This is a genomic window from Sphingomonas faeni (assembly GCF_024273235.1).
GTDB lineage: Bacteria > Pseudomonadota > Alphaproteobacteria > Sphingomonadales > Sphingomonadaceae > Sphingomonas > Sphingomonas faeni_A.
Genome location: NZ_JANBVH010000026.1, coordinates 47,964 through 67,554, shown reverse-complemented (window position 1 = coordinate 67,554; position 19,591 = coordinate 47,964). Strand labels below are relative to the sequence as shown.

Annotated in this window: 19 protein-coding genes; 4 read left to right on the top strand and 15 right to left on the bottom strand. The window is 65.5% G+C overall.

Annotation, left to right across the window (positions count from 1 at the left end; all coding sequences use genetic code 11):
* Window positions 1-312: 312 nt before the first annotated feature.
* The 11 genes from lpdA to NLI89_RS14565 form a co-directional block, all read right to left on the bottom strand.
* Window positions 313-1,707: a dihydrolipoyl dehydrogenase gene (gene lpdA, locus NLI89_RS14615; RefSeq protein ID WP_254687685.1), complete on the bottom strand. Its 1,395-nt coding sequence runs from the start codon at window positions 1,705-1,707 to the stop codon at window positions 313-315.
* 95 nt (window positions 1,708-1,802) lie between these two features.
* The gene (locus tag NLI89_RS14610) at window positions 1,803-2,090 is read right to left on the bottom strand and encodes a GIY-YIG nuclease family protein (RefSeq protein ID WP_302675795.1); all 288 of its coding nucleotides are present in this window, start codon (window positions 2,088-2,090) and stop codon (window positions 1,803-1,805) included.
* A gap of 94 nt (window positions 2,091-2,184) precedes the next feature.
* Window positions 2,185-3,435, bottom strand: coding sequence for a 2-oxoglutarate dehydrogenase complex dihydrolipoyllysine-residue succinyltransferase (odhB, locus tag NLI89_RS14605; RefSeq protein ID WP_254687684.1), 1,251 nt, complete (start codon window positions 3,433-3,435; stop codon window positions 2,185-2,187).
* Between the two features lie 126 nt (window positions 3,436-3,561).
* Window positions 3,562-6,498, bottom strand: coding sequence for a 2-oxoglutarate dehydrogenase E1 component (locus tag NLI89_RS14600; RefSeq protein WP_254687683.1), 2,937 nt, complete (start codon window positions 6,496-6,498; stop codon window positions 3,562-3,564).
* 159 nt (window positions 6,499-6,657) lie between these two features.
* Window positions 6,658-7,542, bottom strand: a complete 885-nt coding sequence (sucD, locus tag NLI89_RS14595; RefSeq protein WP_056047458.1) for a succinate--CoA ligase subunit alpha — start codon at window positions 7,540-7,542, stop codon at window positions 6,658-6,660.
* A gap of 55 nt (window positions 7,543-7,597) precedes the next feature.
* Window positions 7,598-7,894, bottom strand: coding sequence for a GIY-YIG nuclease family protein (locus tag NLI89_RS14590; protein ID WP_347812376.1), 297 nt, complete (start codon window positions 7,892-7,894; stop codon window positions 7,598-7,600).
* Between the two features lie 75 nt (window positions 7,895-7,969).
* The gene (gene mdh, locus NLI89_RS14585; RefSeq protein WP_254687682.1) at window positions 7,970-8,932 is read right to left on the bottom strand and encodes a malate dehydrogenase; all 963 of its coding nucleotides are present in this window, start codon (window positions 8,930-8,932) and stop codon (window positions 7,970-7,972) included.
* Between the two features lie 263 nt (window positions 8,933-9,195).
* Window positions 9,196-10,287 (bottom strand): cell division protein ZapE, encoded by a 1,092-nt coding sequence (zapE, locus tag NLI89_RS14580; protein WP_254687681.1) that lies wholly within the window; start codon window positions 10,285-10,287, stop codon window positions 9,196-9,198.
* A gap of 122 nt (window positions 10,288-10,409) precedes the next feature.
* Entirely contained in the window at window positions 10,410-10,898 is a 489-nt protein-coding gene (locus NLI89_RS14575) for a PaaI family thioesterase (RefSeq protein ID WP_254687680.1), read from the bottom strand.
* Window positions 10,899-11,089: 191 nt separating this feature from the next.
* The gene (locus NLI89_RS14570) at window positions 11,090-11,884 is read right to left on the bottom strand and encodes a succinate dehydrogenase iron-sulfur subunit (protein ID WP_254687679.1); all 795 of its coding nucleotides are present in this window, start codon (window positions 11,882-11,884) and stop codon (window positions 11,090-11,092) included.
* A gap of 132 nt (window positions 11,885-12,016) precedes the next feature.
* Window positions 12,017-12,508 carry an ATP-dependent Clp protease proteolytic subunit gene (locus tag NLI89_RS14565; RefSeq protein ID WP_439144520.1) on the bottom strand — a complete coding sequence of 164 codons (492 nt, stop codon included), beginning with the start codon at window positions 12,506-12,508 and terminating at the stop codon, window positions 12,017-12,019.
* 218 nt (window positions 12,509-12,726) lie between these two features.
* On the opposite strand from NLI89_RS14565, the gene NLI89_RS14560 reads away from it, so the two are divergent.
* Window positions 12,727-12,978 (top strand): AbrB/MazE/SpoVT family DNA-binding domain-containing protein, encoded by a 252-nt coding sequence (locus tag NLI89_RS14560; protein ID WP_254687678.1) that lies wholly within the window; start codon window positions 12,727-12,729, stop codon window positions 12,976-12,978.
* Between the two features lie 7 nt (window positions 12,979-12,985).
* Window positions 12,986-13,303, top strand: a complete 318-nt coding sequence (locus NLI89_RS14555; RefSeq protein WP_254687677.1) for a type II toxin-antitoxin system PemK/MazF family toxin — start codon at window positions 12,986-12,988, stop codon at window positions 13,301-13,303.
* Between the two features lie 102 nt (window positions 13,304-13,405).
* Here NLI89_RS14555 and NLI89_RS14550 read toward each other — a convergent pair whose 3' ends face one another.
* Genes NLI89_RS14550 through sdhC form a run of 4 tightly spaced genes read right to left on the bottom strand, consistent with a single transcriptional unit; the run spans window position 13,406 to window position 16,230 of the window.
* The gene (locus NLI89_RS14550) at window positions 13,406-13,681 is read right to left on the bottom strand and encodes a hypothetical protein (protein WP_254687676.1); all 276 of its coding nucleotides are present in this window, start codon (window positions 13,679-13,681) and stop codon (window positions 13,406-13,408) included.
* A 16-nt stretch (window positions 13,682-13,697) separates the two neighbouring features.
* Window positions 13,698-15,500 (bottom strand): succinate dehydrogenase flavoprotein subunit, encoded by a 1,803-nt coding sequence (gene sdhA / locus NLI89_RS14545; protein ID WP_254687675.1) that lies wholly within the window; start codon window positions 15,498-15,500, stop codon window positions 13,698-13,700.
* A complete protein-coding gene (gene sdhD, locus NLI89_RS14540) occupies window positions 15,500-15,886 on the bottom strand; it encodes a succinate dehydrogenase, hydrophobic membrane anchor protein (protein WP_254687674.1) in 387 nt (128 codons plus the stop codon). Before sdhD ends, sdhA begins: the two co-directional genes overlap by 1 nt.
* Entirely contained in the window at window positions 15,886-16,230 is a 345-nt protein-coding gene (gene sdhC / locus NLI89_RS14535) for a succinate dehydrogenase, cytochrome b556 subunit (RefSeq protein ID WP_439144521.1), read from the bottom strand. The genes sdhD and sdhC overlap by 1 nt, the downstream gene beginning before the upstream one ends.
* Window positions 16,231-16,605: 375 nt before the next feature.
* Between sdhC and NLI89_RS14530 the strand changes: the two genes are divergently transcribed.
* Both NLI89_RS14530 and NLI89_RS14525 read left to right on the top strand, forming a co-directional pair.
* Complete coding sequence (locus tag NLI89_RS14530; RefSeq protein ID WP_254687688.1) at window positions 16,606-17,949, top strand: methyl-accepting chemotaxis protein; 1,344 nt, start codon at window positions 16,606-16,608, stop codon at window positions 17,947-17,949.
* Between the two features lie 20 nt (window positions 17,950-17,969).
* Window positions 17,970-19,412, top strand: a complete 1,443-nt coding sequence (locus NLI89_RS14525) for a methyl-accepting chemotaxis protein (RefSeq protein ID WP_254687672.1) — start codon at window positions 17,970-17,972, stop codon at window positions 19,410-19,412.
* Window positions 19,413-19,591 lie beyond the last annotated feature (179 nt).

Genomic DNA, 19,591 nt, shown 5'->3' with positions numbered 1-19,591 from the left:
GTTGGGCTTGCAGGTGGACGGGGCGTGGGGCGAACTGGCGAACTGGCGAACTGGTGAACTGGTGAACTGGTGAACTGCGGCAACATCCATCCCACCGATCGAACTCAACCTTTGCCCCCTTGCCTCCGCCCTCAACTCTCGCGCTGCAAACGCAGAGGGGGCGCCGGTGGATTACCACCGACGCCCCCTCAAACTTACTTCACTCGCAGATGCGAAGCCCTGCTTGGCCGGACAGGGGCAAAGCCCCTGTCGTCGGACGGCGCTGGAGCGCCGCCGGCCGGGCAAGCCCTTTGGATACGCATTTAGCTTTTGCTAAATGTGTATGGGCTTGCCTTGCACCGCCATCGCCGCTTCCTTGATCGCCTCGGCATGCGTCGGATGCGCGTGGCACGTGTAGGCGATGTCCTCGCTGGTCGCGCCGAATTCCATCGCGATGGCGGCTTCGGCGATCAGCGTTCCCGCCAGCGACGAGACGATCCAGACGCCGAGGACACGGTCGGTCTTGGCGTCGGCGATAATCTTCACGAAGCCGTCGGTGTCGCGGTTGGTCTTGGCGCGGCTGTTGGCGGCGAACGGGAACTTGCCGACCTTGATCTCCGTCTTTTCCTTCGCGGCCTCTTCCGTCAAGCCGACGCCGGCGATCTCGGGCATCGTGTAGACGACGCTCGGGATGACGTCCTCGTTGACGATGCCGGTCTGGCCGGCGATGTTTTCCGCGACCGCGACGCCCTCGTCCTCGGCCTTGTGCGCGAGCATCAGGCCGGGGATGCAGTCGCCGATCGCCCAGACGCCGTCGACCTTCGTGCGGAAGCTGTGATCGGTCTCGATCTGGCCGCGCTTGTTGAGTTCCAGGCCGATAGCTTCGAGGTTGAGACCGTCGACGTTGGCCTTGCGCCCGATCGAGACGAGCACCGCGTCGGCGGTCAGCGTCTCGGATGCACCGCCGGCGGCGGGCTCGACGGTGACGGTCGCGACGCCGTCGGCGACGGTCACGCCGGTGACCTTGGTCGAGAGTTTCAGCTCCATGCCCTGCTTCTTGAAAAGCTTGGCGGTCTCGCGGCGGACTTCGCCGTCGAAGCCGGGGAGGATCTGGTCGACGAACTCGACGACCGTGACCTTCGCGCCGAGACGACGCCAGACGCTGCCGAGTTCAAGACCGATCACGCCGCCGCCGATGACGACCATGTGCTCGGGGACCTTGGGGATCTCGAGCGCGCCGGTGCTGTCGACGACGGTCTTCTGGTCGACCTCGACGCCGGGGAGCGGCATGACGCTGGAGCCGGTGGCGATGACGATGTTCTTCGCGGTGACCTTCTGGCCGTTCACGTCGACCGTGTGCGCGTCCTGGAACGCGGCCTTGCCCTTGAGCCAGGTGACCTTGTTCTTCTTGAACAGGAATTCGACGCCGCCGGTCAGTTCCTTGACGGCCTTGGCCTTTTCGGCGTGCATCTGGCCCAGGTTCAGCGTGACGCCCTGGAAATCGATGCCGAACTTGGTGAGGTGGCCGCCCTTGGCCTCCTCGTAGATTTCCGACGCGTGGAGCAGCGCCTTGGACGGAATGCAGCCGACGTTGAGGCAGGTGCCGCCGAGCGTCTCGCGGGACTCGGCGCAAGCGGTGCGCAGGCCGAGTTGCGCGGCGCGGATCGCCGCGACGTAACCGCCGGGGCCCGCACCGATCACGAGAACATCATAGTCGTAGTCAGCCATTCTTCATCTCCGTCGTTCTCCTGCGAACGCAGGAGCCCAGGGTTACGGGAGGCGCCGCTTGTTATCCTGGACTCCTGCGTTCGCAGGAGAACGGATTAGAAGAGCGTCTCGTACAAATCCTTCCAGTGCGGGTTGGTCTGTTCGATCAGGTCGATCTTCCAGGCCCGCTTCCATTTCTTCATCCGCAGCTCGCGCTGTCGTGCAGATTGTATGTCGTCACTGGCTTCGAACCAGACAAGGATGACGCAACCGTATTCCTTGGAGAAGCCGTCGATCAGGCGATTGCGGTGTTGGTAGGCTCTGGCGAGCAGGTCGCTGGTGACGCCGAGGTAGAGCGTTCCGTTGCGGCTGCTCGCCATCAGGTAGATGTAGCCGGGCCTCATGTTTTCCTGCTTACGCAGGAATCCAGGGTTACGGAGCGTGGTGTCCGTGACCCTGGGCTCCTGCGTTCGCAGGAGAACGAGACGCCGGTAAGAGTCAGAGGTCGATCAGGATGCGGGTGGGGTCTTCGATCGCGTTCTTGAGCGCGACGAGGAACGTCACGGCTTCGCGGCCGTCGATCAGGCGGTGGTCGTAGCTGAGCGCCAAGTACATCATCGGGCGGATGACGATCTCGCCGTTCACGACGACCGGGCGTTCCTCGATGCGGTGAAGGCCGAGCACGGCGGACTGCGGCGGGTTGATGATCGGGGTCGACATCAGCGAGCCGAACACGCCGCCGTTCGAGATCGTGAACGTGCCGCCCTTCATCTCGTCCATCTTGAGCGCACCTTCCTTGGCGCGCTTGCCGAAGTCGCCGATCGTCTTCTCGATCGTCGCGACCGACATCTGGTCGGCATCGCGGATCACGGGTACGACGAGTCCGCCCGGCGACGAGACCGCGACCGAGATGTCGGCGTAATCATGATAGACGATGTCGTCGCCGTCGATCGACGCGTTGACCGACGGGATGTCGCGGAGCGCCATGGTCGCGGCCTTCACGAAGAAGCCCATGAAGCCGAGGCGGACGCCGTGCTTCTTCTCGAACAGGTCCTTGTACTTGGCGCGCGCCTCGATCACCGCGGTCATGTCGACGTCGTTGAACGTCGTCAGCATCGCGGCGGTGTTCTGCGCTTCCTTGAGGCGCTTGGCGATCGTCTGGCGGAGGCGCGTCATGCGCACGCGTTCCTCGCCGCGACCCGATGCGGCGGCGGGGGCTGCGGCCGGTGCGGGGGCTGCGGCGGGCGCAGGCGCGGGCTTGCTCGACGCTGCGGCGGTCACGTCTTCCTTGGTGATGCGACCGTCGCGGCCGGTGCCCTTTACGGTGCCGGGATCGACGCCGTGCTCGAGCACCGCGCGGCGGACCGACGGGGAGAGTGCGGCGGGCGAGTCGCTGGTGCCGGCGCCGGGCTGGTCGCCGTACCCTGCGCCGGACTCGTCCTTGGCGGGCGCGGACGGCGTTGCGGTTGCAGCGGGCTCGGGAGCCTTGGCGGGCGCAGCGGCGGCGCCGTCACCGGCGTCGATCGTGGCGAGCATCGCGCCGACCTGCACGGTGTCGCCGACCGCGACCGCGTGCTGGCCCATGACGCCGGCGACCGGCGACGGGACCTCGACCGAGACCTTGTCGGTCTCGAGGCTGGCGATCGGCTCGTCGACCGCGACGGGGTCGCCGGGCTGCTTCAGCCACTCGCCGAGGGTGGCTTCGGTGATCGATTCACCCAGGACGGGGACGGTGACTTCGGTTGCCATTTTCTCGGTTCCTCCACCCCAGCGTAGGCCGGGGTCCAGTTACGAAACGCTGATTGGCCGGCGTTTCGCTCAATTACATCTACCATCCCAACTGGGCCCCGGCCTACGCCGGGGTGGTAGAAAGGTTCAATTCGCGCGGGTACGCCGGATTTCGTCGCGGACGGAGTGGCCGAGCGCGTCGGCGACGAGCGCGCCCTGCTCGGCCTGGTGACGCTTCATCAGGCCGGTCGCGGGCGAGGCCGAGGCGTTGCGGCCCGCATAGCGCGCGCGCTTCACGGGCGAGTTCACCGTGGCCAGCGCCTCCTCGATCAACGGCTCGACGAAGAACCAATAGCCGTTGTTCTTCGGCTCCTCCTGCGCCCAGACAATCTCTTCCAGGTTCGGCATCTTGGCGACGCGCTCGGCGATCGGGTTGCCGGGGAAGGGATAGAGCTGTTCGACGCGGACGATCTGCGTGTCGGTATCGCCCGCCGCGTCGCGTGCCTCGATCAGGTCGTACGCGACCTTGCCGGTGCACAGCACGAGCCGCTTCGTATCGACGTCGGCGGCCGGATTGGTATCCGACAACAGGCGGCGGAAGTGGCTGTCGCCCTGGAAATCCTCGGCGTTCGAGACCGCCAGCTTGTGCCGCAGCAACGACTTCGGCGTCATCACGATCAGGGGTTTACGGAAATTGCGATGCATCTGCCGGCGGAGCAGGTGGAAATAGTTCGCCGGGCTGGTGCAGTTCGCGACCTGGATGTTGTCGTCGGCGCACGACTGGAGGAAGCGCTCGGGACGCGCCGAGCTATGCTCTGGCCCCTGCCCTTCATAGCCGTGCGGAAGCAGCATCACGAGGCCGTTGGCGCGAAGCCACTTCGACTCGCCGGACGTGATGAACTGGTCGATCATGATCTGCGCGCCGTTGACGAAATCGCCGAACTGCGCCTCCCAGAGGACGAGCGTCTTCGGGTCGGCGAGAGCATAGCCATATTCGAATCCGAGCACGCCGTATTCGCTGAGCGGGCTGTCGAGCACTTCGAAGCGGCCGTGTTCGATTTCCTGCAACGGCACGTATTTGTGCTCGTCGGTCTGGTCGACCCAGACCGCGTGGCGCTGCGAGAAGGTGCCGCGACCCGAATCCTGGCCGGACAGGCGGACGCCATACCCTTCCGAAAGCAGCCCGCCGAACGCCAGCGCTTCGCCGGTCGCCCAGTCGAAGCCCTTGCCGGACTTGAACATCTCGCGCTTCGCATCGATCACCCGCGCCAGCGTCTTGTGGATCTTCACGCTGTCGGGAACCGTGGTCAGCGTGCGGCCGAGCGAGTCGAACAGCTTCTGGCTGAGCCCGGTCTCGACGTTGCGCCGTGCCGACGCGCCATCCGTGGGCGCGCTGAGGCCGGTCCAGCGACCGCCGAACCAGTCGGCCTTGTTGGGCTTGTACGACGCGCCGGCTTCGAATTCGCCTTCGAGACGGAGCGTGAACTGCTTCACATTCTCGTCGATCCAGGCCTGGTCGATCACGCCTTCCTTGATCAGGCGGTTGCCGTACACCGACGAGACGCCGGGGTGCTTGCGGATGATGTCGTACATCAGCGGCTGCGTGAAGCTTGGCTCGTCGCCCTCGTTGTGGCCGAAGCGGCGATAGCACCACATGTCGATGACGATGTCGCGGTGGAACTTCTGGCGGAATTCCATCGCCATCTTGGTCGCGAAGGTGACCGCCTCGGGATCGTCGCCGTTGACGTGGAAGACCGGCGCCTGAACGCCCTTGGCGACGTCCGACGGGTAGGGCGAGGAGCGCGCGAACTGTGGCGAGGTCGTGAAGCCGACCTGGTTGTTGATGATGAAGTGGACGCAGCCGCCGGTGTTGTAGCCGCGGATGCCGGAGAAGCCGAGGCACTCCCAGACGATCCCCTGCCCCGCGAACGCCGCGTCGCCGTGGATCAGCACGGGCAGCGACGCCGTGTGATCCTTGAGATCGTTGTTGAGCGTCTGGATCGCGCGCGTCTTGCCGAGCACGACGGGGTCGGCGGCTTCGAGATGCGACGGGTTGGCGACCAGGCTCATATGAACCTTGTGGCCGTCGAACTCGCGATCGGTGCTGGTGCCGAGGTGATACTTCACGTCGCCCGAGCCGCCGATGTCGTCGGGGTTGGCCGAACCGCCGGCGAATTCGTGGAAGATCACGCGCAACGGCTTGGCCATCACGTTGGCGAGCACGTTGAGGCGACCGCGATGCGCCATGCCGATGACGAGCTCGCGCACGCCCATCTGGCCGCCATACTTGATCACGCTCTCGAGTGCGGGGATCATCGATTCACCGCCGTCGAGCCCGAAGCGCTTCGTGCCGACATACTTCTTGCCGAGGAATTTCTCCCACTGCTCGGCTTCGATGACCTTGTTGAGGATCGCCTTCTTGCCGTCGGTGGAGAATTCGATCGCCTTGTCCTGGCCCTCCATGCGCTCCTGGAGGAAGCGCCGCTCCTCGACGTCGGAGATGTGCATGTATTCGAGGCCGACATTGCCGCAGTAATTCTTGCGCAACGTGTCGACGAGCTCGCGGATCGAGACCCATTCGAAGCCCATCGTGCCGCCGAGATAGACCTTCCGGTCGATGTCGGCGTCGGAGAAGCCGTGATATTCGGTCTTCAGATCCTCGGGCATCTCGCGCTTGGAGAGGCCGAGCGGATCGAGATTGGCGGCGAGGTGGCCGCGGACGCGGTAGGTGCGGACGAGCAACTGCGCGCGGATCGCGTCGGCCGCGGCCTTGGCGATCTCTTCCTTCGAGACAGGGGCTGGCGCCGCGGCCGCGGGGGCGGGCTTGCCACCCTTGGCGGGCTTGGGCGCGGGCTCCATCTGGGTCGGATCGAGCGCTGCGGTCAGGTCGTCCGTGGTGGTGAGCGGCCAGCGGGCGCTCTCCCAGCTCGGGCCCTGCGCGGAGCCTTCGAGACCCTCGAAGAACGCGCGCCAACCGGATTCGACCGAGGCCGGGTCCGCGTTGAACTTGGCGTAGAGCGTCTCCACGAACGCCGGGCTGACGCCGGCTGCGATATCGCTGAAATCCTGGCCTTCGTAGCCCATCGTTCTCGTCCTCAGTGTCCCTCTCCCCGCGAGGGAGAGGGAGGGGCCCACTCGCACTTGCGGGTGGGAGGGTGAGGGCACGGGCTGTCACGTGCCCTCACCCTTCCGCTGCCAAGAGGCAGCTCCTTCCCTCTCCCCTGAAGGGAGAGGGGTAGTAGTTCAGCCCTTCAACACGCTCAGCAGCGTCTCGCCGAGCAGGCTGGGGCTTTCCGAGACCTTGATCCCGGCCGCTTCCATCGCCGCGATCTTGCTCTCCGCGTCGCCCTTGCCGCCGGACACGATCGCGCCGGCATGGCCCATGCGACGGCCCGGAGGCGCCGTACGACCGGCGATGAAACCTGCCATCGGCTTCGACCGACCGCGCTTGGCTTCGTCGCGGAGGAACTGTGCCGCCTGCTCCTCGGCGTCGCCGCCGATTTCGCCGATCATGATGATCGACTGGGTCTCGTCGTCGGCGAGGAACAGCTCGAGCACGTCGATGAAGTTCGTGCCGTTGACCGGATCGCCACCGATGCCGACCGCGGTCGTCTGACCAAGGCCTGCGTTCGAGGTCTGGAACACCGCCTCATAGGTGAGCGTGCCTGAACGGCTGACAACGCCGACCGAACCCTTCTTGAAGATCGAGCCGGGCATGATGCCGATCTTGCACTCGCCGGGGGTCAGCACGCCGGGGCAGTTCGGGCCGATGAGCCGCGACTTGGAACCCGACAGCGCGCGCTTGACCTTGACCATGTCGAGCACGGGAATGCCCTCGGTGATTGCGACGATCAGCTCGATCTCGGCGTCGATCGCCTCGAGGATCGAATCGGCGGCGAAGGGAGGCGGCACGTAGATCACGGACGCGGTCGCGCCGGTCATCGCCTTGGCTTCGGCGACGGTGTTGTAGACGGGAAGGTCGAGGTGCGTGGTACCACCTTTGCCGGGCGTGACGCCGCCAACCATCTGCGTGCCGTATTCCAGCGCCATCTTGGTGTGGAAGCTGCCGGTTTCGCCGGTCATGCCCTGGGTGATGACCTTGGTGTTCTTGTCGACGAGGATGCTCATTCTATCTCCAGTCCGGTCCGCCCCGGCGAAGGCCGGGGTCCAGTTGGGAAGGCGGTCATGGTAACGCGATACGATCGTACAGGTCATCCCAAGCAGGATTAAACCCTTCGATCTCACGCACTTTCCAGGCCCGCTTCCACTCCTTCATTTGCAGCTCGCGCTGCCGTGCCGCTTCCCATTCGCCGCATGCCTCGTACCAGACGAGGATCTTGCAGCCGTAACGCTTGGTGAAACCGCCGAAACCGTTGCGGTGCTCCCACACACGCTTTGGCAGGTTCACGGTCGAACCGAGGTAAATCGCACCGTTGGGGAAGTTGGCCATGATGTAGACGAACGCTTGTTCTTCCATCATTTCGGCTTTCCCAACTGGACCCCGGCCTTCGCCGGGGTGGTGGTTACTCCTTTCGGTTCGCTACCTCACCTCAAATCAGTTCAGGCTACCATCGATACCCTTGCAGGCCACGATCAATTCCTTGACCGCGTCGACCGAGACCTGGAGGTTGCCCTTGGCTTCGTCGTCGAGCTTGATCTCGACGATCTTCTCGACGCCGCCGGCACCGATCACCACCGGCACGCCGACGTACAGATCGGTAAGGCCGTACTCGCCCGAAACATACGCCGCCGCCGGCAACACGCGCTTCTGGTCGTAGAGATACGCTTCGGCCATCGCGATGCCGCTGGTCGCCGGCGCGTAATAAGCCGAGCCCGTCTTCAGCAGCGCGACGATCTCGCCACCGCCGCCGCGCGTGCGCTTGACGATCGCGTCGATCTTTTCCTGGCTCGACATGCCCATCGCGATGAGATCCGGCACCGGGATCCCCGACACGGTCGAGTAGCTGATGACCGGGACCATCGTGTCGCCGTGGCCGCCGAGCACGAAGCTGGTGACATCCTTGACCGAGACCTTGAACTCGTCGGCGAGGAAGTGGCTGAAGCGCGAGCTATCGAGCACGCCGGCCATGCCGACGACCATGTGGTGCGGCAGCCCGGAGAACTCACGGAGTGCCCACACCATCGCGTCGAGCGGGTTGGTGATGCAGATCACGAACGCGTCGGGTGCGTTGGCCTTGATGCCCTCGCCGACCGCCTTCATGACCTTCAAATTGATGCCGAGCAGGTCGTCGCGGCTCATGCCGGGCTTGCGTGCGACACCGGCGGTGACGATGATGACGTCCGCGCCGGCGATGTCGGCGTAATCGTTCGAGCCGGTGATCGTCGAGTCGAAGCCTTCTACGGGTCCGCACTGCGACAGGTCGAGCGCCTTGCCCTGGGGGATGCCCTCGGCGACGTCGAACAGGACGATATCGCCCAGGCCCTTGAGTGCTGCGAGGTGCGCGAGCGTACCGCCGATGTTACCGGCGCCGATCAGCGCGATCTTCTTGCGAGCCATTCCAATCCGTCTCCGTCTGTATGTGCGGGGTGATTGGTGACGCCGGTTACGCGCATTATGGCGCTACGGCAACCGTTAAAGCGGAAAAGTGACGTGGTTATTGCGAGTGGTTCGCATGTGCAATAAGGCGAAGTCATCTAAACCGAACCACCCCGGCGGAGGCCGGGGCCCAATTGGGGAACGTTGCTAACTGAGCACTGGACGCTGTTACTGCGACCTTTCCAATTGGGCCCCGGCCTTCGCCGGGGTGGTGTTTTGGACAGTTAGAGGTGGCCTTCAGCGAGATAGTCCTCGGACCGCATCTCCTCCAGCCGGCTGATCGTGCGGTCGAACTCGAACCGTCCATCACCGCTTTCGTAGAGGTCGCCGGGTTGCGCATCCGCTGCCGCCAGCAGCTTCACCTTGTGCTCGTAAAGCGCATCGATCAGCGCCACGAACCGCGCGGCTTCGTTGCGGTTCTCGGGGCCGAGTTTGGGGATGCCGACCAGGATGACGGTGTGGAACTTCCGCGCGATGGCGAGATAGTCGGCCACGCCCCTCGCCTCGCCGCACAGCTTCTTGAAGCTGAACACCGCGACTCCCTTGAGCGACTTCGGCACCCGGAGCGTGCGGCCCTGGACGATCAGGTCTTCGGCCGGGACGTGCTCGCTGTCGTCGGTCGAGAAGTCGGTGAGGCGGAAGAACGCGGCGGAGAGCTGCGCGGTCGCTTCGGGGCCGTTGGGGACGAGCCAGGTGTCCTGCGTGCCGAGACGGTCGCGACGATAGTCGACCGGGCCGTTGAGCGGGAGGACGTCTAGGCGCTGCTCGATGGTCGCGATGAAGGGGAGGAAATGCTCGCGGTTGAGGCCGTTCTTATAGAGGTCGGACGGTGGGCGGTTCGAGGTGGTGACGATCGTCACGCCGGAATCGAGCAGCGACGTCACCAGCCGCGACAGGATCATCGCGTCGGGGCTGTTGGTGACCATCATCTCGTCGAACGCGAGCAGGCGGGTCTCGTCGGCGATCGCGGTGGCGACGGGGACGATCGGGTCGCCGACTTCCTTGCGGCGCTCGGCGGCGATGCGCGCGTGGACCTCGAGCATGAACTCGCCGAAATGCACGCGGCGTTTTTTGTCGACGGGGGCGTTGGCGAAGAACAGGTCCATCAGCATCGACTTGCCGCGGCCGACACCGCCCCAGAGGTAGACTCCGCGGGGATCGGGCTGTTTGGAGAAGCGCGCGAAGAAGCCGGTCGACTTGGGGGTGGCGAGTTCGGTGGCGAGGGTGTTGAGGCGCGCGGCGGCTGCGGCCTGTTCCGGGTCGGGGCGGAGTTCGCCCGAGGCTACGAGGGCTTCGTAGGCCTTGAGGACGGTCACGCCGCCACCCTCACACCACCCCGGCGCAGGCCGGGGCCCAATTGGGAAGGTTTCGATAACGGAGCGGGACGCTTCAACACTGATCGTTTCCCAATTGGGCCCCGGCCTTCGCCGGGGTGGTGTTAGGTGGCGGGGTCAGCCCGTGGAGGCTTGCCGGACGGCTTGCGGATCGTGGCCGAGAAGGCGGCGATCTTGGTTTCGTCGTCCCCTTGCACCACGAGGCCCCGGAGGAACAAGAGGCGGCCGGTTTCCTTGAGCACCTCGACCTGCGCCTCGATCGGCTCGCCGACCCGGCCACCGCCGATGAACTGCGTGTTGAGATCGAGCGTCACCGCGGTGCCGGCGGTGATCAGGCCGAAACCTCGTGCAGCTGCGAACAGGGCCACGTCGATGAAGGCGAGCAGCGCACCGCCGTGGACGTTGTTCTGGAGGTTCGAGTGGCGATGCTCGGGGGTGATGCGGACGCGGACGGTGTGGCCGTCGACGCGGTAGAGCATGGGCCCGAGGAGGGTGTTGAAGCGGGTTGGGTCGGAGAGCGACCAACTGCGCCAGCCGGGGTTGGCGGGGTCTTCGGCTTCGAGGAAATGGGGTTGGGGAGCGGCGGTGGTCAAGAACCTGTCCTTCGATCCCCACACCGTTCGCCCTGAGCGAAGTCGAAGGGCATTGGGGAATTCCATCCCCCGCCCCCAGCGTATGCTTCGACTTCGCTCAGCACGAACGGGGGGGAGCGGGTCCGGAGAGAGGAAGAGGAAGAGGATCGAGCTGGGGAAGAGGGTTAAAACACGCCCCCTCCCCAACAGGATCAGACGATCCGTTCGGCTTCCATCTTCTTGATCTCGGCGATCGCCTTGGCGGGGTTGAGGCCCTTGGGGCACGCGTTCGCGCAGTTCATGATGGTGTGGCAGCGGTACAGGCGGAACGGATCCTCGAGTTCGTCGAGGCGCTCGCCGGTCATCTCGTCGCGGCTGTCGGCGAGCCAGCGATAGGCCTGCAACAGGATCGCCGGCCCCAAGAACTTGTCGGCGTTCCACCAATAGCTCGGGCACGAGGTCGAGCAGCACGCGCACAGGATGCACTCGTACAGGCCGTCGAGCTTCGAGCGGTCTTCCGGCGACTGGAGGCGCTCCTTGCCCGAGGGCGGCGGGGTGACGGTCTGCAGCCACGGCTTGATCGACGAATATTGCGCGTAGAAATGCGTGAAATCGGGAACGAGGTCCTTGATCACGTCCATGTGCGGCAGCGGCGTGATCTGGACCTCGCCCTTGCAATCCTCGATCGCGGTGGTGCAGGCGAGGCCGTTCTTGCCGTTGATGTTCATCGAGCACGAGCCGCAGATGCCCTCGCGGCACGACCGGCGGAAGGTGAGCGAGGAGTCATGCTCGCTCTTCATCTTGATCAGCGCGTCGAGCACCATCGGGCCGGTGTCGTCGAGATCGAGCGCGAACGTGTCGTAGCGCGGGTTCTCGCCCGAGTCCGGATCGTAGCGATAGACCTTGAACGATTTCAGACGCTTGCTGTCCCCCGAACCCTGGCTCGTAGAGGCGTGCTTGACGCCCTTCTTGACGACGCTGTTTTTCGGGAGCGAGAATTCGGCCATTGCGAGCGGTCCGTCCGTGGTGTGATTATAGGTTATGGGAGCCGATACATGACAGCGGCCCTCCCCGCAAATGCTTAGCTTCGCGGGTGCAACATGGGTCACCACCGCTGTCGCGTCGCCTTTCGTGGCCTGTCAGATGATATCGAGGATGAGGCCGAGGTCGCGCGCCTCTTCCGCCTCGATGTACCAGTTGGAGGGGGCCTTCTTCTTCAACTCCTCGAGCGACACCTTCGAGCCTTCGACGATCGCGCGGAAGCCTTCCTCCTGGATTTTGATCGAGTCCTCGATCTCGTGGAGCTTGGCCTTGAGCGCGTAGGATAGCGTGTTGAGCGGGCCGTTGAGTTCGATCGTGCTCTGCATCTGGCGCTCGTGGATCATGATGCGGCTGCCGCGCGTCAGGAACCGGCTGTCGACCGGGAAGGCGGCCATGAACGTCGCGCCGGCGGAGTAGACCGCGACCTTGCCGAGGAAGAGCGTCTCGCGGCCGGTATATTCGCGGAGCAGGCGGATGTTGTCGCCCATTGCGCGCGCGACTTCGGGGTCGCCGCCGAGCGTGGTGATCGAGACGACGAGCGGGCCATCGGTGGGCGCGGCAACGAGTTGCGACTTGAAAGTGTCGTACATCGCGTCGTCGACGGGGCCGTGGAGGTGGATATGGGGGGGCGGCCAGCAGCGGGTAGTTGCGGGCGTTCGAAGCGGGGGATGTGTCGGTCATGCCGCGGCTAACTTTTGCGGGGGGAGTGGGTTCCGAGGTGGTTGCTGCATATCAACATCGTCAGAGCTGAGTTATAACATTGTTGGTACGGACTGTTCATGGTATCGGTCGGTAAAAGGAATTTACGATGCGGACGTCATTGCGGAAGATGGGCAATTCGACCGGGATGATCGTGCCGCGGTCGATCCTAGGGGCGATCGGTGTCACCACGGGGACGGCAATGGATTTGCGCGTGGAGGACGGCAAGCTGATCGCGACGCCGGCGGAGCGGATCGCGCGGGATGGTTGGGCCGAGGCTGCGGCCGGGCTTGCTGCGACCGGCGAGGAACAGGAATGGCTCGGCGTCGGCGTTGCTGACGACGCGACATTGACGTGGTGAGCGGCGCGTGAAGCGGGGTGAGATCTGGCTGGCGGCGCTCGATGCTACGGTTGGGAGCGAGATCCAGAAGACGCGGCCGTGCCTGGTCGTTTCGCCCGACGAGATGAACGATCATCTGCGGACGGCGATCGTCGCGCCGTTGACGACGGGGAGCCATCCGGCGCCGTTTCGGGTGGCTGTGACGTTCAAGGGGACGAGCGGGTTGGTGCTGCCGGATCAGATGCGGACGATCGACCGCGGGCGGTTGATCAAGCGGTTGGGGCGGATCGATGCGCGGACTCTCCGCGCGGTGTTGGACGTTTTGGGAGAGATGTTTGCGGTTTAGGCGCGCGACACTGCCGTTCTCCTGCGAACGCAGGAGTCCAGGGTTACGGAGCGCGGCGTTTGTGATCCTGGGCTCCTGCGTTCGCAGGAGAACAGCAACCGGTTAGCCAGCCTGCCTGGTGAGGCGCTTGTGCTGGAGGATCCAGCCTACCAGGCCGCCCGGTACTCCGCCTACGAGCGAGAATAGCGCGTAGAAGGTTATTGCGATCTTCTGGGGTTCTTCGCCGAGGGCGCGGGTTTCTATCCCGAAGACGTAGATCGCGGTCAGGATCGCGACGACCGCCGGCCACAAAAACCCGGCGATCATCGGTTGGAAGCGCGTCAGGAGCCCCACCGCGACGGGCACCAGGAACCCGATCGCGATGATGGCCCAAATCATCAGTGTAGCCGCTTCATCAATATACCCGCTTCTTGGGCTTGATGTAGTCGACGTCGTCGGTGAGCGTGTAGTCGTGGACCGGGCGGTAATCGATCTTGGTCTCGCCGCCCTTGCCGCCCCAGCCGTCGAAGGTGGTGATGGTGTGCTTCATCCAGTTCGCGTCGTCGCGCTCGGGGAAGTCCTCGTGCATGTGCGCGCCGCGCGACTCGGTGCGGTTGGCCGCCGAGTTCATCGTGACGACCGCCTGGCCGATCAGATTGTCGAGCTCCATCGTCTCGACCAGATCGGTGTTCCAGATCATGCTGCGATCCTTCACGCCGACGTCGGTCATCCGGTTGTAGATCCCGGCCATTTTCTCGACGCCCTGGTTCAGCAACTCGGTGTCGCGGAACACGGCGCAATGCTTCTGCATGGTCTGCTGCATGTCGAGACGGATCTGCGCGGTGGGCGAGCCGCCGGACGCATTGCGGAACGTGTCGAGACGCGTGAGCGCCAGTTCCTCGGAACCCTTGGGCAGCGGCGCGTGGGCCGTGCCGGGCTTCAGCGTGTCGCGGATGCGCAGGCCGGTCGCGCGGCCGAACACCACGAGATCGATCAGGCTGTTCGAGCCGAGGCGGTTGGCACCGTGGACCGACACGCAGGCCGCCTCGCCGACCGCGAACAGGCCGGGGACGACCGCGTCGGGGTTGCCGTCGACGAGGTTGACGACCTCGCCGTGGAAGTTGGTCGGGATGCCGCCCATGTTGTAATGCACCGTCGGCGTGACCGGCAGCGGCTGGCGCGTGAGATCGACGCCGGCGAAGACTTTCCCGGTCTCGGTGATGCCCGGCAGGCGCTCGGCGAGCACCTTGGGATCGATGTGATCGAGGTGCAGGAAGATGTGGTCGCCGTTCTTGCCGACGCCGCGGCCTTCGCGCATTTCGAGCGCCATCGAGCGGCTGACGACGTCGCGCGAGGCGAGGTCCTTCGCCGACGGGGCATAGCGCTCCATGAAGCGCTCGCCCTCGGAGTTGGTCAGGTAACCGCCCTCACCGCGCGCGCCCTCGGTGATGAGCACGCCCGCGCCGTAGATGCCGGTCGGGTGGAACTGGACGAACTCCATGTCCTGCAACGGAAGCCCGGCGCGGAGCACCATCGCATTGCCGTCGCCGGTGCAGGTGTGCGCAGACGTCGCCGAGAAATAGACGCGGCCGTAACCGCCGGTCGCGAGCACGGTCTGGTGGCTGCGGAAGCGGTGGATCGAGCCGTCCTCCATGCACAGCGCGATGACACCGCGGCAAACGCCGTTTTCCATGATCAGGTCGAGCGCGAAATACTCGACGAAGAAGTCCGTGTTGTACTTCAGGCTCTGCTGATACAGTGCGTGGAGCATGGCGTGACCCGTGCGGTCGGCGGCAGCGGCAGTGCGCTGGACCGGGGGGCCCTCGCCCATGTTCTGCATGTGGCCACCGAACGGACGCTGATAGATCGTGCCGTTTTCGTTACGGCTGAACGGCATGCCGGCGTGTTCCAGCTCGTAGACCGCCTGCGGGGCCTCGCGGCACAGATATTCGATCGCGTCCTGGTCGCCGAGCCAGTCCGAGCCCTTGACGGTGTCGAACATGTGCCAGGTCCAGTGATCCGGCGAGTTGTTGCCAAGCGACGCGGCGATGCCGCCCTGCGCGGCGACGGTGTGCGAGCGGGTCGGGAAGACCTTGGTGATGCACGCGGTCTTCAGGCCGCTCTCGGCGATGCCCATCGTGGCGCGCAGGCCGGAACCGCCGGCACCGACGACGACCGCATCATAGGTATGATCGATGATCTTGTAGGCAGCTGACATTACGCAGGGGCTCCGGAGAAGGCGACCTTCAGGATCGCGAACAGGGCGATGCCGCCCAGCGTGAAGGTGAACAGGTTGAGGAGGATCATCGACGCGACGCGGCTTTCGCCGTGCAGGTAATCCTCGATCGCGACCTGCAGACCGAGACGGAAGTGATAGAAGACCGACAGGATGAGCAGCGCCATCGGCACCGCAGCCCAGGCCGATTGCAGCCACAGATGGACCGCGGCGTAGTCATAGCCGGGCATCCGCGCGACCGAGATCATCAGCCACAGCATGAGGAACAGGTTCGCGCCCGCCGTCAGGCGTTGCTGCCACCAGTGATGCGCGCCGTGTTTCGCGCTGCCGAGGCCGCGGACGCGACCGATTGCCGTACCCGAACCCATTACTTGATCCCCATGTAGAGCCAGAACACGACCGTAAGAGCGACCGACACGACCATCGTCGCGATCGCGCCGACACGATTGCGCTTCAGTTCGTAGCCGGCGCCGATATCGAGCACGAAGTGGCGGATGCCGGTCATCATGTGCTGGAACAGCGACAGCGTCAGGCCAACGGCGATGACGTAGCCGAGGACGTTGAGGCCACCGGTGTCGGTGGTGAACACGTCGACGAAGGTCGCATAGGCCTGATCGCCCGACGCGATCGCGGCGAGCCACCAGACGAGCAGCAGGCTGCCGACGGTCGCCATCCCGCTGCCGGTCACGCGGTGCAGGATCGAGACCAGCATGTGCGGGCCCCATTTATAGACCTGCAGATGGGGAGAAAGCGGGCGTGCCGGGTTGCGCGATGCCAAGGGCGGAGTCCTCGAACCAGAAGATGACGAACCAAAATTATCTTGGTTCACAATATATAGATCGGGCGACCTATTAGCCACCGCGTGCTGCGATGCAACCCATTGGGAGCGGTCCGATAACCCATGACACCGCGAACCATGCCGCCGCCGGAGCCACGATGCCCGACGGAATTACCGGACGGGCCGGATGCGAAATGATTTTGCACGGAGGCCGCGGTGCGACCGATCCCTAACCCGGCCTTAAGACATACGCTGTAGCGCCAGATGCGCATACCCGATCCGGAGTCCATCGTCTTGACCACCACCGACCTGCCGGTTCCCGGCGCGATTGCGGCCTCTGTCGACCTCGCTGCACGGCTGCGGGTTTTCGACTTCGACGGATCGCTCAGCAGCGCGAGCCGCGAAGTCTGGGCGGCGCTGGCTCCCGAGATCACGCATGTCTCGAAGGCGTATTGGGAACAATGGCTGCGCTGTTTCTCCGACGAGCGGATCTGGGCACCGCACGAGACCGAGCAGATGATCGAGGTCGGCTGCACCTTCCTGCGCAATCGCTTCCTCGATACGAGCGGGCGCGCCTGGGTCGAGTCGGTCGAGCGCTCCGTCGCGGCGGCCTATGTCGCGGGTGTGTCGCCGATGGCGCTGCTGTCGATGATCAGCGCGAGTGACCGTGCCGCGCTGGAGGTGCTGATGCGGCGGGTCGACCGGTCGGACGCCAAGCTGCCGGTCTATATCGACACGCTGATGCGGCTGTCCGCGCTGGAAGGCGAGATTACCGTCGCGATCTATAATGCGTACAGCACGCACTCGGCGCGGGTCGCGCGCGACACGCTGGCGGCGGAATTTCGCGACGGGATCGCGGCGATGGTCGAGACCGCGACCGACGAGGGCCACATGCTCCGCGAACAGGCGATGCGGAGTTCGGCATCGACCCGCGCGGTGCTGGGCAAGGCGAGCGAAGTCGCCGCCGCCGCCGAGCAATCCGCGGTGGCGATGCGCGAGGCGGCACAGACCGCCGCCGGGCTGATCCGGGCGATCGAGGATGCGCGCACCGAAGTCGAAGCCGCCGCCGAGATCGCCAACCGCGCGTCGGCACAGGCGGGCCAGGCGGTCGGCATGTCCGAGACGCTCAGCGATCATGCGAAGTCGATCGAATCGATCCTGGGGCTGATCCGGGACATTGCCGGGCAGACCAACCTGCTCGCGCTGAACGCGACGATCGAGGCCGCGCGGGCGGGCGACGCCGGCCGCGGCTTCGCGGTGGTGGCGCAGGAGGTGAAGAGCCTCGCCAACCAGACCGCGCGGGCGACCGACGACATCGCCGCGAAGATCGCCGCGATCCAGTCCGCGACGCGATCGACCGTCGATACCAACGCCTCGATCAAGGCGACCGTGGCGGAGGTGCAGGAAAGCGCCGACCGTATCCGCTATGCGATGGAGGCACAGGCGCAGACGGTGACCGCGATCACCGCGGCGGTCGACGAGACCGCGCTGGCGGCGGACTCGATGTCGACCACGATCGCCGCGATCCGCGAGGATACCGAGACGGTCGCGACCGAGATCGACGGCGTCGGTCGCGGCTTCGACGTACTGGATACGCGGCTGGGCAACCTCAAGAACAGCGCAGGCGATTTCGTCGCGAAGGTCGCTGCATAACGGACCCTCAGGAGGGGGCGATGATCGAGCATCAGGAGAGGATTTCCAGCCCATCCGTCCAAGACGGGGGGCAGCCTGGCGGTTCCGAGGGGACACGTGAAGGCGCGCGCACGCCGGTCCGGAACTGGGGCGGCGACCAGCGGCCGCTGCGCGAACGCGTTCATGACTATGACTGGGACGGACTGATCGAGCCGGCCTGCGCGACGATCAGCGTATTGCTCGAACCGGCCGATCGCCGCGAAATCGCCGAGACCTTCTGGCGGCATTACCTGTCGCTGGAATCGGCGCGGCATATCCAGCAGCATTTCACGCCCGCGCTGCTCGAACAGCGGATCGCGTCGAGCGCGCAATATGTCCGGCTGAAATATATCTCGCCCAACGACGATGCGTGGAAGGCGATGGCGATCCGCCATGCCGAGGATTCGCATCGCTCCGGCATCCCCCTGCCCGCGCTGCTGTCGTCGCTGGCGTTTGCGCATAGCGTGACGCTGAACCTGCTCGCCGACCGATTGGGCGCGGACATGTCGGCGATGCGGACGCTCAGCGACGTGGTGCAGCGGCTGGCGCTGATCGAGGCGGACATCATGGCGTCGCATCTCGGCGCGAGCGATGCCGAGGCGGCGCGGGTCGAACGACAGACGCGCGCGACCGAGTTCCGGGGCAGCATCGCGGCGTCGATCGAGCACACCGCGGCGCTGGGGGCACGGATCCGGGTGCAGGCGGCGGGGGCATCGGCGTCGACCCGCGGCATGCTCTGCAAGGCGAGCGAGGTCGCGCAGACGGCGGAACAGTCCGCGGTGGCGATGCGCGAGGCGGCGCAGACCACCGCCGGGCTGATCCGCGCGATCGAGGATGCGCGCACCGAAGTCGAGGCGGCGGCGGCCATCGCCGACCGGGCCTGTACGCAGACCGGCGAGGCGGTCGGGGTGTCGGAGGCGCTGAGCGAGCATGCCAAGTCGATCGAATCGATCCTCGGGCTGATCCGCAGCATCGCCGGGCAGACCAACCTGCTGGCGCTGAACGCGACGATCGAGGCGGCGCGGGCGGGCGATGCCGGGCGCGGCTTCGCGGTGGTGGCGCAGGAGGTGAAATCGCTTGCCAGCCAGACCGCGCGGGCGACCGACGACATCGCCGCGAAGATCGCCGCGATCCAGTCGGCGACCGCGGCGACGGTCGCGACCAATGCGGGGATCAAGGCGACGGTGACCGAGGTGCAGCACAGCGCCGACCGGATCCGCCACGCGATGGAGGTGCAGGCGCACACCGTCACCGCGATCACCGCTGCGGTCGACGAGACGGCGCTGGCGGCGGATTCGATGTCGACGACGATCGCGACGATTCGAGCGGATACCGAGGCGGTGGCGGCGGAGATCGACCAGCTGGGGCACGCGTTCGGCGACGTCGACGACCAGCTTGGCGTGCTGCGCGGGGCGGCGGACGGGTTCTCGGCTAGTGTGGCTTGAGGGGGGGCCTTTAATCTGGGACGCGAGCGGAGAATGTTTCGCGCGGAGGCGCAGAGGACGCAGAGCATTGGGGGCTCGGAGAGGGAGCCACGGGTTCCGCAGTCAAGCCCGTCGCCCCAGCGAAAGCTGGGGTATCCATGTTTGAGCCGGGTGCCCGCCACGGGGATACCCCAGCTTTC

Bases quoted from the DNA above. Each gene is read 5' to 3' on its own strand.
- lpdA (WP_254687685.1), bottom strand. From the start codon at position 1,707: ATGGCTGACTACGACTATGATGTTCTCGTGATCGGTGCGGGCCCCGGC.
- NLI89_RS14610 (WP_302675795.1), bottom strand. From the start codon at position 2,090: ATGAGGCCCGGCTACATCTACCTGATGGCGAGCAGCCGCAACGGAACG.
- odhB (WP_254687684.1), bottom strand. From the start codon at position 3,435: ATGGCAACCGAAGTCACCGTCCCCGTCCTGGGTGAATCGATCACCGAA.
- NLI89_RS14600 (WP_254687683.1), bottom strand. From the start codon at position 6,498: ATGGGCTACGAAGGCCAGGATTTCAGCGATATCGCAGCCGGCGTCAGC.
- sucD (WP_056047458.1), bottom strand. From the start codon at position 7,542: ATGAGCATCCTCGTCGACAAGAACACCAAGGTCATCACCCAGGGCATG.
- NLI89_RS14590 (WP_347812376.1), bottom strand. From the start codon at position 7,894: ATGATGGAAGAACAAGCGTTCGTCTACATCATGGCCAACTTCCCCAAC.
- mdh (WP_254687682.1), bottom strand. From the start codon at position 8,932: ATGGCTCGCAAGAAGATCGCGCTGATCGGCGCCGGTAACATCGGCGGT.
- NLI89_RS14570 (WP_254687679.1), bottom strand. From the start codon at position 11,884: ATGGCCGAATTCTCGCTCCCGAAAAACAGCGTCGTCAAGAAGGGCGTC.
- NLI89_RS14565 (WP_439144520.1), bottom strand. From the start codon at position 12,508: ATGTACGACACTTTCAAGTCGCAACTCGTTGCCGCGCCCACCGATGGC.
- NLI89_RS14560 (WP_254687678.1), top strand. From the start codon at position 12,727: ATGCGGACGTCATTGCGGAAGATGGGCAATTCGACCGGGATGATCGTG.
- NLI89_RS14550 (WP_254687676.1), bottom strand. From the start codon at position 13,681: ATGATTTGGGCCATCATCGCGATCGGGTTCCTGGTGCCCGTCGCGGTG.
- sdhA (WP_254687675.1), bottom strand. From the start codon at position 15,500: ATGTCAGCTGCCTACAAGATCATCGATCATACCTATGATGCGGTCGTC.
- sdhD (WP_254687674.1), bottom strand. From the start codon at position 15,886: ATGGGTTCGGGTACGGCAATCGGTCGCGTCCGCGGCCTCGGCAGCGCG.
- sdhC (WP_439144521.1), bottom strand. From the start codon at position 16,230: ATGCTGGTCTCGATCCTGCACCGCGTGACCGGCAGCGGGATGGCGACC.
- NLI89_RS14525 (WP_254687672.1), top strand. From the start codon at position 17,970: ATGATCGAGCATCAGGAGAGGATTTCCAGCCCATCCGTCCAAGACGGG.